Raw genomic sequence first — 13,881 nt, 5'->3', positions numbered from 1 at the left:
AGAACCGCAAAAACCGCCAGGGGAAATTTACCTGACGGTTTGAGGGTTTGAGGACTTTAGGAACTTAGGAACTGATAGACTTAGAGACTCAGAGACTTAGAGACTGAGGGACTGGGGACTGGGGACTGGAGGACTGCCGGACTGCTGGACTGCTGGACTGCCGGACTGCTGGACTGCTGGACTGAGGGAATGTGAAACTAAGAGGCTGAGAACCTTAACTCTTCCGTTTTGACGCTCTTCAACCAACTCAATATTCGAATTCAAACTGCTGTCCGAGCCATTCCAGACAAAGCGGAAACCAAGTGGCCAAATGCGGATCCGAGCTGCCTACCTCCGTGGTACACATCGACATTCCATGCCGGCCCTTATGATAGATGTGGCTCTCAAACGGCACGCGGGCGCGCTGCAGGGCGGCGGCGAATTGCATGGAATTCTCCACCGGCACAGTAGCATCTTCAACGGTATGCCACAAAAAAGCCGGCGGCGTGGAAGAGTTCACATGTTGTTCGAGCGAAAACACCGCCTCTCTTTCCTCTTCACTCAGCCCGCAGCTCAAACGCTCGATCGACCCGCGGTGCGCAAATTCGCCCGCCGTAAGGACCGGGTAACACAGCACCATGGCGTCCGGCCGGCCTTGGCCGCTTTGAAGATCGGTCCGCTGTTTCAGCTTGGGATGGTCCCACAACGTCCCCGCAGCCGCCGCGACATACCCCCCGGCCGAAAATCCGCAGACCGCGATTTTATCGGGAAGAATGCCCCAAGCGGCCGCATTTTCCCGGATGGTTTGAATCGCGAGAGAAATATCCACCAACGGCCGCAAATCGTCCGCTTCATCCCGTATGGAATAATACAGGGTAAAGACATGATATCCTTTCGCAAAAAATGCCGTCGCCGGCGGATCCGCTTCCCGAGGAGACAGGATCTCAAAACCGCCGCCGGGACAGACCACGACGCAAGGACGCTCGACGCGGTTCCCCATGCTTTCCTTCTCGATGTCATGCAAATATCCGACCAATCTGGCCCGGCTGTCGGGATTCGGACTCAATTCTACGATTTTCATATATCGATATCCCCTTCGCTAAGTTATTTGCTTCTATTATACTCTAACAAAAGGAAATATCAGGATAGTTTCCTGAATTCATAGAATAGAACCTCCATACTTGAAGCCGCGGACCTTATTCCCCATCCGGGTATGGCTCACGAGCCGCAAGCCACATGTACGCGCAATGCTGGATCCGGCAGATAGGGGGCGAATTATCCTTCAGCGTATCCTTTACTCGGCCAGTGGAACTGCGCCCGCACATTTCGCTTTCGGTGAAATCCTCCACGGCGCGCCGATATTCGGCGAAAGACTGGCCCACGCAGGTCCCGGCATCGGCCACGGCAAACGCAGCTCCAATCGTTACGCGAAGACGGGACGGTTTACACGACGCGAGGGCAGGAGCGATTGCGTGACGCGAGGGCACGGCTGACTGCGCGTTGCGAGGGCGAGAGCGACTGTGTGAGGCGAGGGCGAGAGCGACTGTGTGAGGCGAGGGCGGGAAAGACTGTGCGATGCGAGGGGGGACCCACTGCGTGAACACGAAGGCAGGACAGACTGCGCAATGCGAGGGCGGGACCAATCGCGTGACGCGAGGACATGGCTGACTCGGGACGCAAGGGCGTGAGCGACTTTGTGAGGGGAGGGGGGGACCTCGTGCGATCTGCGGGATCGTGGCCAGCCGGAGTCGCGCTAACGGAAATCATAGCCGCTAAATCGAACATTTGGAGCAATTTGGGATTCTAACGGACATAATAGCGTCTATTTCGCCAAAACCGGGGCATTCGAGCGGTAAATGAGCAAAATAGGCGCTATGGCTTCCGTTAGAATTCTCAAAAGGCGAGAATGTGCGAAATAGCAGCTATTATGTCCGTTAGCGTCCAGCGTCCAGCGTCTAGCATCTAGCGCCTAGCGCCTAGCGTTTTACACCATACGGATGGGCCGCGGTCGGTGTGAGTGCGATGGACCCAGTACGCGGGCACGGACCCAGGTACGCGAGTATGAGATTCGCTACGGTACGTAACTCCGTGAGCGATAGTTAACAGCGATACTTAACTGACTGCTCGTAGCGTAACCTCGTGCGATCTGCGGGATCGTGGCCAGCCGGTTGCGCTAACGAAAATCATAGCCGCTAAATCGAACATTTGGAGCAAATTGAGATTCTAACGGACGTAATAGCGCCTATTTTAGCAAAATGGGGGCATTCGAGCGGTAAATGAGCAAAATAGGCGCTATGGCTTCCGTTAGAATTCTTAAAAGGCGAGAATGTGCGAAATAGCAGCTATTATGTCCGTTAGCGTCCAGCGCCCAGCTCCTAGCGTCCAGCGTCCAGCGCCCAGCTCCTAGCTCCTAGCGTCCAGCGTCCAGCGTCCAGCGCCCAGCTCCTAGCTCCTAGCGTCCAGCTCCTAGCGCCTAGCGTCTAGCGCCCAGCTCCCACCGTCTAGCGCCCAGCGTCTAGCGCTAACGGATCGGCCGCGGTACGCAAGTTCGCGCCCCCCGGCTACGGGACGTATGACCGCGCCCGGCCGCGATCTGCGAGATCCGGGCCCCGCTGCTGCCTGCGACTAAAGCCGCCCCAATCTTCTCGGCCCGACTCCCTCGAAGGTCAGCCGGACCGGCCGGATTCTTCCCGCTTCGTCGAATTCCATTCTCTCGATGCATACCACGCGGTGGTTGGCCGCCGTTTCGCCCAAGGGACGCCGATGGTAGACGATATACCACTCATCCGTTCCGGGGATATTGAGATAGCCGTGATGGCCCGCGCCGGTGGCGACGTCCGGATCCTGGAACAAAATCTTCTCGATCCGCTCGAAGGGACTGAGCGGGGATGCGGCGATCGCGTAGGCGACGGAGTAGTCCGGGCCGCCCCAACCGCCCTCCGACCAGGAGAAATAATACAGGCCGCCCCTTTTGAACATGCAGGGGCCTTCCACATAACCCTCCGGCGTGACCTCCTTGAAGACTTCGCCGTCTTCGTGCGCCGCCAGGCTGATCAAATCGGCCCCCAGCTTGACGACGTTGCAATGGCCCCAGCCGCCATAATACAAGTAAGGGGTACCGTCATCATCCACAAAAATATGCGGATCGATCGGCTGCGCCCCGTGCACGAACCGGTCGACCAGCGGCCGGCCGAGCGGATCCCGGAACGGGCCCTCCGGCCGGTCGGAGACCGCCACGCCGATGCCGCCATGTTCGCGGTCGCTTTGAATATCGTTCGCCGCGAAATATAAAAAATACTGACCGCGATGCTCGATGGGCGAAGGAGCCCATACCGCCCGACGCGCCCACGGGACGCCGGAAGAATCCAGGACCCGGCCGGCCTTGTGCCAGGTCACCAGATCGTCGGAGTAGAAAGCGTCAAAAAAAGTCTGCTCCTCATACACCGCCGAATACGTGGGATAGATCCAGTACCGGCTTCCGAAAACCCGCGCTTCGGGATCCGCATACCACCCCGGAAATAACGGGTTGCCTGATTGAACGGGATTGTTCATCATCGTAAAATCTCCCCTCTCCCCAACATGCCCTAACCTAAAACCTAAAAACCTAAAAATCTAAAATCACGCAAATGTCCCGCGCTTTATTCCGCAAGCTGTCTCGCCCCCTCCGCCTCAAGCCGGCGGTCCGTCCCGGCAGCCGACTCCCGGCGGACGAGCTTGACGGGGACCGTAATCTTGTCCCGGCAAACGGCCGCCTGTTCCAGCCAGGACACGACCATTTCGGCGGCCCTGCGGCCGATTTCGTAAAAGTTCTGCTCCACCGTCGTGAGCGGCACCGCCACATGCTCCGCCAGCGCATGGTTATCGTAGCCGATGATCGACAGATCCTGCGGCACCCGCAGCCCCGCGTCCAGGCAGCTGTTGAGCAGGCTGGCCGCGACCAGGTCGTTCTCCGTTTGCACGGCCGTTACCCCTTCGATTATGTACAGTTGCAGCAGTTCCTCAAAAAAACGTTCCCGCCCCCGCTCCTCGATCATCACCCGCGCGTCCAGATGCACAAAGCGGCTGTCGACGGAGATCCCCCCGTCTTTCAGCGCCTGACAGTAGCCGAAATAGCGGTCAAGCACCGAGGAGGTCGACTCGATGGATACGCTGGACAGAAAACCGATGCGGCGGTGGCCGAGCGCGATCAGATGCGAGACCGCCTGATAGGTTCCGTCAAAATTATCCGAGACCACACTGCCGATCGAGAGGCTTTCAAAGCTCTTGTCGATCGTCACAAGCGGATAATCCTCCAGAGCGAGCTTATGAAGGACATCGAAATGGCTGGGCGTCCGCGGATAATAGATGATCGCCGAAACCCCGCGGCGCGGCAGTTCTTCGAGAAGCTTGCGCTCTTTGCTGTTGTCGTAATTGCTCTGGTGCACGCTCAAAAAATACCCGTGCCGGTTTAACCAATCGGAGGCCCCGCGGATATACCCCATCGCCCCGCGATCATCTTCCTCCGGCAGAATCAAAGACACCATCTTTCCGACCCGGTCACCCTGCTGTTCGGCATGAAGACGGCTGAGCGGCTTGACGAAGCTCCCGCTTCCTTGGATCCGATAGATGTAGCCCAGCTTCTCCAGCTCTTCCAGCGCCCGCCGGCTCGTCACCCGGCTGACTCCGAACCGCTCGGTCAACTCGGCTTCCGTCGGCAGTTGCTCATCCGGCTTGTACTCGCCCGAGGCGATTTTCGCCTTCATTTCCTCTACGATTTTACTGTACAGCGTTCCTCTCATCGTCCTTCTCCGTTCTATTTCCCATGATTAACCTGCTATTGCTCATTTTAACATATGTTGCAAACCGGGTTGGACCCCCGAAATGAACCTTCGGGAGCCGCCCGATCGCTTATCTACTTCACGGATTGCTAGGATTGCCGGCACTCAAACTGACTCTTCCTGTTTTCCAGGTAATCTACTTCACGGATTGGTATCGCTCATATTGGCTCTTCTTGATTTCCAGATATTTTTGCGCGCCCATCCGGTCCAGTGTGCCGACGTAGTTGTCCCAATCCGTTTCCAAACTGGCTTTGCCCGTGATGAACTTAACCCGCATCTCCGTGATGTACTTGTTGATATCGGTTAAAATCGCGCTCTGCTCCTTGCTCTCCTCCGGTGTCGGAACGAAGGACGGCCAGATTTCCTCCGGCAGGAACTTCTCCAGCTCCGCAGAGTTCGTTTTGAAATCCTCGTCGACCGTCTTGCCCTTGGCGGCGGAGCGAAGATCCGCCGGCGGCTCGACGTAAGGGTAATATCCGCCGTAGACGTTATCCACGTACTGGAAAGCCCCGAGTTGCTGTCCGCCCTCGTATTTTTGGATCTCGTCAATGTAGGCCGGCTTGCCGTCCACCATATTGTAGGTTTCGCCCTCGATTCCGAAGAAACCGAACATCGAGCCTTCTTCCCCGTAAAAATAATCCACCCATTTGATCGTCTCTTCCGGGTGCGGATTCGCCTTGGTGATCGTGAAGGACGACGTACCGCGCGTCATCGGGTCCATCCAGCTCACCACCTGATCGCCGCCCGGCCCCGCCAGCACATTGATGCCGACAAAGTTTTTCGGGCCGGCGGTTCCGATATAAGCCGGATCGCCCCAAGAGAAGGCGCCCACTTTGTCGTTCGCCGCGTCGCTCACCCATTTGGCGTACTCGTATTCGGAGTAGTTGAGCAGCGGCAGCGTGCCGTCCTCATAGAGCTGCCGCAAATAGTGCAGCACATCCTTATACTTCGGGTCGTTGAAGATCAGCTTTATCTCCCCGTCTTGATCTTTGTAAATCCAGTTTTCCGCCGCCTTTAGGCCGCCGTTCCCCAGGCCGAAGCTGCCGAACAGCTGGCGTTCGAACATACTGTTGATCGTGCCGGAAGGCATGATCCAGCCCATCTCGTCGTTCGGGTCTCCGTTACCGTTCGCATCCTTTTCCTTAAACGCCAGCAGCACTTCCCTCAGCTCGTCGGTCGTTTTGGGCAGTTCCAGACCGAGGCGGTCCAGCCAGGTTTGGTTGATATAGAGCCGGATGGACCGGTAAGGCAGCGCGCTGTCGATATAGGGCAGCGAATAAATATGCCCGTCCGGCATCGTCAGCGTTTTTTTCACTTCGGGATAGTCCTGAAACAGCTTCTTCAAATTGGGGGCATGCTGTTCGATCAGATCTTCCAGCGGCACGAAAATCCCCTGCTCCCCGTACCGGATGAGTTCGTCATTGCTGAAACCGAGCTGGTAGAACGCGTCGGGCAAATTGTTGGAGCCGAGGATTACGTTTTTCCGTTCGCTGACGCTGGCGCCGGGAATTTCCTCCCATTCGATGCGGATCCCGGTCTTCTCCTCGTACTTTTTCCACATCCACAGATCCTTGGACGGGGGGCGGACATCGTTGTAGCTGATGCGCGTAAATTTCAGCGTCACGGGTCCGTCCGTCTGCCCTTTTCCCCCCCGGTTGCCGGCCGTTTGTCCACCGCCACCGCCACCGCCGCTGCAGCCCGCCAAGCCGGTCGTAACGGTCAACAGAAAAGCCAGCAGCACCAAGAGCTTCCTTGTCATGATTCATCCCCTCTTTCTCATGTTCGTTTCGTCGATGTATATCAACCCCGGCTGTTGATTCAGCCTTTTATGGCACCGACCAGAATCCCCTTCTCAAAAAATTTCGAAAGCAGCGGATACAACACCAGCAGCGGAAGTGACGAGACAACGACCACGGCATATTTGATCCCCTCCTGCACCATCATCCGGTCCGCATACCCGTCGTCGATGGCGATCGCGGTCATCTGCTGAAAGTCGTTCTGAATCAGAATTTCCCGCAGAATGAGCTGAAGCGGATACAGTTCACGGTCCGAGAGGTAAATCATGGCGTCAAAGTAGGAATTCCAGTGACCCACCCCGTAGAACAGCAGCATTACGGCAAGGATCGGCGTCGACAGCGGCAGGACGATCTTGTACAACAGCCGATAATCGCTGCAGCCGTCCACATACGCGCTCTCTTCGAGCTCGACGGGAACTTGCGTTTGAAAAAAAGTCCGCATAATGATCAGGTTATAGGCGCTGATCGCTCCCGGCAGAATGAGTGCCCACATCGTGTTCACGATGCCGAGGGATTGATTGACCAGGTAGCCGGGAATCAGGCCGCCGCTAAAAAACATCGTAAATGTGAACAGAAACGTGAAGACGTTTTTTCCAAAAAATCTCCGCCGCGACAGCGGATAGGCCCCCAACACCGTCATGGTGACATTGATCAAGGTACCCGTCACCGTGTAGAGCAAGGTGTTACCGTAACTGCGCCAGATGTCCTGATTCTCGAAAATCTTCGCGTAGCTTTCCAGATGAAAGCCCTGCGGCCAGAACAGCAGCGGATGCACATAGATCTGGCGGGGGTCCGACACCGAAGCGAACAGCACGAACACCAGCGGATAAAAGATGAGGAACGTCAGAAACAGGACCAGCGTGAAATTGACCGCATCGAACACTTTTTCGCCCGCCGTCCTTTGGATACGGAGATTCATCTACACAACCCTCCCGATCTCGCGCGAATTACCAGAGGCTCGTTTGACCGGCCCGTTTGGCGATGGCATTGAAGGAAATCAGCAGAATGAAATTGATGATATTGTTGAACAGGCCGACCGCGGCGGAAAAACTGTACTGGGCGTTCAGAATCCCGCTCTTGTACATATAAGTCGAAATGACCTCCGAGGTTTGCAGATTGAGATCCGACTGCATGAGCAGCACTTTTTCAAAGCCGACATTCATGATTCCGCCGATGCTGAGGATGGAAAGAATAACGATCGTCGGCAGGATCCCCGGCAAAGTGACGTGCCAGATGCGCTGAAACTTGTTGGCCCCGTCCATATACGCCGCTTCATACTGATCCGGCGGGATGCCGGACATGGCGGCCGTGTAGAGAAGCGAGGACCAACCGATACTTTGCCAAAGTCCCGACCAGACGAACAGATGCCAGAACGAACCGGGATCGGCCAGGAAATCTCGGCCGGTACCGCCAAACCACGTCATTAACGAATGAATAACCCCTTGATTCGGAGAAATAAAAAAGAACAGAATCCCGACGGCGACGACGACGGATATAAAATGCGGAGCATAGGAGATCGTTTGAGCGATCGTCCGGAACCCCTTCGAGCGGAGTTCGTTGAACATAAGAGCCAGAATAATCGGGGCCGGGATGCCGATGAGGAGCCCGTAGACGCTGATGCCCAGCGTGTTGCGCAGAATGTTCCAGAAATAATAGGCGTTGAAGAAACGTTCGAAATGCTCAAAACCGACCCATGGACTGCCGTTGATGCCGAGCGCGGGCATAAAGTCCTTGAAGGCGATTTGCACCCCGTACATAGGGAGGTAATGCCAAATAACAAAGTAGAGGACGGCGGGGGAAATAATGACGTACAAGGCGATGTTGCGCCTAACTTGACCGCGGATTGCCGTTTTTCTTATTCTCCACGGATGAGGCTTGCCGGTTGAGGGCACGGTCTTTAACGGCATTCACATTCACTGCTCCTTTCCCAAGAGGTGATCGAGGTAAGCAAGGATAGAATGAAGATTCAGATTGTAACCGCTGTCATAATTAAATAGCCGCATCGGTTTTTAAATTCGCTGACCAACTCCTTACTCTGTCGTGCAACGACACTTGGTAAAATTTACATTTTTGTTATGACATATATTATAATATATATAAAATATGGTCAATATGTTATGACAAATTTATTTTTTCACTTGCAAAAAAACAAGCGGCTCCGGAAGGAATTTCCCTGCCGAAGCCGCTTCAAGTTTAACTGACCTGCACGTCAAGGATGGGGCCGTCTTAATGTCGGGTAGTCGACTCCCTCCTTGATTTCCCACACTTGGATAAAATCCCAGTTTGCAAAAGTCGCCTGTCGCTTCATTTCTTCCGTCGTTTTCGGCTCGCCGCCACCGCCGATCACACGGGTTGACTCACTGTCATAATAACTATCGGTAATCAAGCCCTCGCTGCCGGAAATGCCGCCTGTTTTAGAATTTCCCTGAATCCATCCGGCCGCATAACACTTTTGGATCGTACCGAGGGAACCGCCGACAATTCCCCCAACTTTGTTCGGGGCCGTCACTTTGGCCAAAGCATAGGAGTTTAGGATGACACTGTTCGTCTCCGCGCTGCCGGCAATCCCTCCCGCTAGCCCCGAAGTAGCTGTGACGCTTCCTTTTACGGAGGCGTTTTCGATCCTCCTGGCCGCTTTAAGAACTCCGCTTACACCGCCAACCCAGTAGCTCCCCGATACTTCCGCATCGATGGCGACGTTTTTGGCACTACCATACATCACTCCGCTTAAGCCGCCAACAGATTGTGCCGCAGAAGCAATGGCTCCCTGAACGGATACATTTTCAATATGACCGTAATACAAAATCCCTGCCAGACCCCCTACCTCCGGGGCGGACGACGTAATATCCACGCCTGTCAAATGAAGGTTGCGAATCTCCGCTCCCTGGAGGATGCCGAACAAGCCCGCGGGAGCCTGATTCGTATTGCGAATCGTTAAACCATGGATCGTATGGCCGTCTCCATCCAGGCTGCCATAAACAGGTTGGGCTCTGGTTCCAATAGGCCTCCATCCTGCACCAGTGGCATAAGGCGGCGCATCCAGGTCAATGTCGGCGGTCATTTTAAAGTGGGATCTTGTAAAATCCCGAACCATATCAAGCTGCTCGGCGGTGCTGATCAAAAACGGATCGCTTTTTGTCCCCTTTCCCCCATCGAAAGGATGCGGGCCAAGTTCGACATCCAAGGTGCGGTATCCATCTACATGGAGGATTTTAACGACAAGAGAAACTTTGCCGGATTCATGTACGGCCAAGCTGACCTTGCGCTCCCCCTCCTCAAAGGGTTCGGCTTGACTGGACAGAATCGGAGTGTAAGGAATGGAGCTCAAGAAGACCTCCACCTGGTGAGCCCCGTTTAAGGGCAACCCGGCAGCGTCCTTGGCCCCGGTAATCAACAACTGAAATATTTTTCCATGCGTCTTTGTTCCTTCCTCCAACAGCTTAACCTGAAAGCAGTCCGAGGCAGAGACTTCCTTCTGCCAGGATAAATAGGGATACCCGCATCCCTCCGTCATCGACCAGGTGCCGGGAAAGTCCCAACCCTTATAATTGGCCGGCTTCCGCATATTTGCCGTATTCAGCGGGATACCTTTTCCGGTGTCGGACCGGCCGGAAACTCCGCTGTCGTAAAAGGAGGCCGTGTAGTCCGAGTAGCCTAAGGAGAGACCGACGAGACCTCCGGTATTTTCCGTCGGGTCTGTCGTCAGTTGTACGGCAGCGTAGGAATTTCGGGTAAAACCGTTTTCCTGCCGGCCGATCAGCCCGCCTACTCCATCCCGGGATAACGGTGAGTCGACTTCTATGCGACCTTTAGCATAGGTATCGGTGAGCGAACTTCCATAGGTTGCTCCAACCAGTCCGCCGACCCGGGTCCCCCGCTTCATGCGGATATCGACTTCGGCATAAGACCGGTCCAGCGTTCCTTTGTAATTGATACTTTCTCCGGCAAAGAATCCGAACAGCCCGCCGACCCCGACATCATACGCTTCGTCATCGGTAGTTATGGTACCCGTTGCGAAGGAGTCGGTAACCGTACCGTATTCCATCCCCCCCGACAGGCCCCCGATATACCCTACGATCGTCAGTCTGACGTCCGAAGATGCCTGAATCGCCGTTAGTTGCACCTTCGCAGAGGAGCGTGCAACCACGGTTTCGCGGGCGTAACCGCTCAGTCCACCAAAACACGAGGTCCCGCGGATCGTTCCCTCCACACTGCTGTCCGTGATGCGGCTCTCCCACGCCTCGCCGACCAAACCGCCGGCATAAAAAGTTCCTTCCATGCGCAGATCTTTTAAATGGATATTCTTCAGTTCGGCATTTCGGGTATGGCCAAATAATCCAATCCAGCCGCGTTGAGTCTGGATCGTCAAGTGATGTATGGCGAAACCGCCTCCATCGTAGGATCCCGTAAACGAGTCATACGTCAGCGTTTCGTACAATAGCCCCTTCCCGATCGGCGCCCATCCTTCTTCCGCGGAGTAGACCGATAAGTCGATATCGCGGGTCTGTCGAAATGAAGCCTCTGGATAATAACGGACTTCATCCAGCAGTTGTGCCGAATCAACCAGGTAGGGATCGGTGTCGGTCCCCTTTCCCTGGAATGGAGCTTGGATGGTAATCGGGTATGTCTCATAGGCTGGTAAACCTTCCGCCGTAATGTTAAGAATGAACCGCCCGGTTCCCCGTCCGTATAAATCGCTGAAGACCGCCTGTCCATGGATGGAAAGGACTTCTTGGGTTCCAATCAAATCGGGGCTGCTCTCTCCGGTGTTTTTAACGGACACCCGCACTTTCTTGTTTGTATGCGAAGCTATGTTGTCATAGGGATCCAACAAATCGACTACGAGGTTCAAAAACATTTTGCCCGATTTCGCCGTTCCGCTCGCATACAATTCGCTTACGACAACCCGAGCCGCTTGTTCCGGAGTTGGTCTAACCATCACACTTGCCTCAGGAACTTTCACATCTTCAACCTTAACAGTAATCGTGTGGGGGTCGGCTTTAAACAATACGAGATTGGTGTTTGAAACGCCGTCCACAAAAGTAATCTCGGTTTCGTGGATCCGTTCCGTCATCTGTTCCTTATTCCAGACACCGTAGCCGTATATAGAACCGTTTGTAGGTCCGCTCAGGCTCAAAAACGCTTTCTTCTTTCCATTAAAACCGGTATCCACACTTCCATCCGACCGTTTAACAGTCAGCACCAGCGCGTTGTCCGACCCGACCAGTGGGTCGGCACTGCTTATCGAAGCCATTACCGTCGCCGCGTCCAGAACGGTATCAGATAACACTACATGTACCGGAATGTTCACGGCTATCCCTTCATACTCGGCTTCAATCCGTGCCACGCCTTCTCCGGCGGCCTCAATCAGACCGCTGTCGCTGACGGCGGCCACATGCGGATCCAGCGAGCGCCAATGTGCCTTGCCGGCGATGTCTTCAACCGACCCGTCGCTCCATTTGGCCGACAGTTCCAGCTGTACACGCTCCCCAAGCGATGTGAGCCGAACGGATTCCGGTCTGTACACCAACTCCGTTACGGTCGATTCAGGCGGCGTCGAGCGGTAGACCACGTCCACGGGAATCCGGACAGAATGGCCCATATAAGCCGCCGAAATGAATGTGTGTCCTTCCCCTGCCTCCGTAACGAGCCCGCTTTTGCTCACTGCGGCAATCGCGGGATCATCCGTCGACCATTCCGCCGCAAGAGTCGCATCCGTTGACCGGCCGTCGCTCCACTTCGCCTCCAGCTTCAACTGGAGACGGCCTCCGGGGGCCGACAGCACGACCTGCCGAGGCTCGTAGACCAGCGCGGTGACGCTTGCCGCCGGCTGTTCCCCGCCTCCTGAAGTTCCTCCGCCGTAAGAATCGGAAGAAGTGGACGTTGGTATTCCCGCATGGGTTCCGCATAGCGCATGGCTTATTCCGGACGGACAGCTTACCCGATCCGGGTTCCGCTCAAAACGGACGCCGGAGGTGCGGATTTCGGCATAAGCGATCACGCCTTGACCGCGAAATACGGCCGGACCCGCGATGATCGCCTCTTCGACCCGCGCCCCTTCGGCAAGCCAGATATCCCGGTTTCGCGAGCCTTCCGGAAGGTCCAGTCGGCCGATGGCGCCCCGCTCCAGCTGTATTCGGACTTCGCCGGATCGCACGGTGAGCGCAGCGAAATCACCGCGCAGCCGGATCAGGCCGTCCGCCTTCATTTCCTCCGCGATCCCAACTCGCCTGAATCCGGAGCCTTCTCTAAGTTCCTCATCCTCCAAAACGGCGGAGGTATGAAGCAATGTCTCCTCTACGATGGTGCTTCCCTCTGCCGCAAGGCGCACCGGAGTCCCCACTTTCTTATGGACATCCAGTTCGCGGATTTCCGTATCCTGGAGGCGGATCGTGTTTTCCCCGCCGCCTTGCACGCTAAGCTTGCCCTTCACCACCACGCCCCGAAGCAAGACATCTCCGTCGCCTACGCCCTCCGTCAACGTCAAATCGCCGGCGACCGTTACATTCCGCAAGGTTATTGCGTCCGCGGCCACGGTCACATTGCCTTCGATGACGCGCCGGCCTGCCTCGGGCCCGTAGGTTCCGCTTCTTGCATAGCGAACCTCGCCCTCGTCGTTCGCCTTCCCTTCGGCTTGCATAAAACGGCCCAAAATCACAACGGCCTCCGCACGGGTAAGCGGTCGCTCGGCTTTAAAGCTGCCGTCCGGATACCCCTGCATCCAGCCCGCCGCCGCGGCCGCCCCAACCGCTTCCCGGCTCCAGCCCGGAAGCGGATCCGTAAAGGACGGGGGCATCCCCGCTTCATCCTTGTCATAACGTACCAGTCTCGTCAGCATGACGGCCATTTCCTGGCGGCTTACCGGCCGGTCCGCCCCCATCGTGCCGTCGGCATAGCCATGCATGTATCCTGAGGCAACCGCCGCCGTAAGGGGACCCCAATCCCAGCGGCCTTTAACCATGTCGGGGAACGCCGCGGTTTCCGCTTCGTGCCCTTCGGGAATACCCAGCGCCCGGTTAATCAGCGCCGCGGCTTCCGCTCTTGTAAGTCTCCGGTCCGGCCGAAACGTTTGATCGGGATACCCTTTGATCCGCCCTCCGGATACCCACTCCTGAATTTCCTGCCGGGCCCAGTGCTTATCCGTATCGGAAAAGGCCAGCGCCGTTCCTCCGGGACCGGGATTCAGACTGAACCATAGGAATACGGCGAATCCCGTTAAAATCATGCTCACAAGCAGGCGCTTCATACGATCTCTCCTTTTAAAATCGATCTCCTCCTCTTTTTGTCGA

7 protein-coding genes are annotated in these 13,881 nt (G+C 56.0%); all 7 read right to left on the bottom strand.

All coding sequences use genetic code 11. From position 1 onward, the window contains the following. Nucleotides 1–247: 247 nt before the first annotated feature. The 7 genes from LBW89_RS11470 to LBW89_RS11440 all read right to left on the bottom strand — a co-directional run bounded on the left by LBW89_RS11470 (nucleotide 248) and on the right by LBW89_RS11440 (nucleotide 13,838). The gene (locus tag LBW89_RS11470) at nucleotides 248–1,060 is read right to left on the bottom strand and encodes an alpha/beta hydrolase (protein WP_148451349.1); all 813 of its coding nucleotides are present in this window, start codon (nucleotides 1,058–1,060) and stop codon (nucleotides 248–250) included. Between the two features lie 1,544 nt (nucleotides 1,061–2,604). Next, nucleotides 2,605–3,534: a glycoside hydrolase family 43 protein gene (locus LBW89_RS11465; RefSeq protein WP_318249356.1), complete on the bottom strand. Its 930-nt coding sequence runs from the start codon at nucleotides 3,532–3,534 to the stop codon at nucleotides 2,605–2,607. An 83-nt stretch (nucleotides 3,535–3,617) separates the two neighbouring features. Continuing rightward, complete coding sequence (locus tag LBW89_RS11460) at nucleotides 3,618–4,757, bottom strand: GntR family transcriptional regulator (protein ID WP_148451348.1); 1,140 nt, start codon at nucleotides 4,755–4,757, stop codon at nucleotides 3,618–3,620. Nucleotides 4,758–4,932: 175 nt separating this feature from the next. Further along, on the bottom strand, nucleotides 4,933–6,555 hold the full coding sequence (locus LBW89_RS11455; RefSeq protein WP_148451347.1) for an extracellular solute-binding protein: 1,623 nt from the start codon (nucleotides 6,553–6,555) through the stop codon (nucleotides 4,933–4,935). A 59-nt stretch (nucleotides 6,556–6,614) separates the two neighbouring features. Beyond that, nucleotides 6,615–7,511, bottom strand: a complete 897-nt coding sequence (locus LBW89_RS11450; protein ID WP_148451346.1) for a carbohydrate ABC transporter permease — start codon at nucleotides 7,509–7,511, stop codon at nucleotides 6,615–6,617. A 28-nt stretch (nucleotides 7,512–7,539) separates the two neighbouring features. Further along, on the bottom strand, nucleotides 7,540–8,499 hold the full coding sequence (locus LBW89_RS11445) for an ABC transporter permease (RefSeq protein ID WP_148451345.1): 960 nt from the start codon (nucleotides 8,497–8,499) through the stop codon (nucleotides 7,540–7,542). A 302-nt stretch (nucleotides 8,500–8,801) separates the two neighbouring features. Next, a complete protein-coding gene (locus LBW89_RS11440) occupies nucleotides 8,802–13,838 on the bottom strand; it encodes an S-layer homology domain-containing protein (protein WP_148451344.1) in 5,037 nt (1,678 codons plus the stop codon). Between the last annotated feature and the right edge of the window lie 43 nt (nucleotides 13,839–13,881).

The sequence above is a fragment of the Paenibacillus sp. alder61 genome (genome assembly GCF_020179875.1).
GTDB lineage: Bacteria > Bacillota > Bacilli > Paenibacillales > Paenibacillaceae > Fontibacillus > Fontibacillus faecis.
The sequence above is the reverse complement of the archived record's forward strand: the minus strand, read 5'-3'. Positions and strand labels throughout refer to the sequence as shown.

Bases quoted from the DNA above. Each gene is read 5' to 3' on its own strand.
- LBW89_RS11440 (WP_148451344.1), bottom strand. From the start codon at position 13,838: ATGAAGCGCCTGCTTGTGAGCATGATTTTAACGGGATTCGCCGTATTC.
- LBW89_RS11460 (WP_148451348.1), bottom strand. From the start codon at position 4,757: ATGAGAGGAACGCTGTACAGTAAAATCGTAGAGGAAATGAAGGCGAAA.
- LBW89_RS11455 (WP_148451347.1), bottom strand. From the start codon at position 6,555: ATGACAAGGAAGCTCTTGGTGCTGCTGGCTTTTCTGTTGACCGTTACG.
- LBW89_RS11465 (WP_318249356.1), bottom strand. From the start codon at position 3,534: ATGATGAACAATCCCGTTCAATCAGGCAACCCGTTATTTCCGGGGTGG.
- LBW89_RS11470 (WP_148451349.1), bottom strand. From the start codon at position 1,060: ATGAAAATCGTAGAATTGAGTCCGAATCCCGACAGCCGGGCCAGATTG.
- LBW89_RS11450 (WP_148451346.1), bottom strand. From the start codon at position 7,511: ATGAATCTCCGTATCCAAAGGACGGCGGGCGAAAAAGTGTTCGATGCG.
- LBW89_RS11445 (WP_148451345.1), bottom strand. From the start codon at position 8,499: ATGCCGTTAAAGACCGTGCCCTCAACCGGCAAGCCTCATCCGTGGAGA.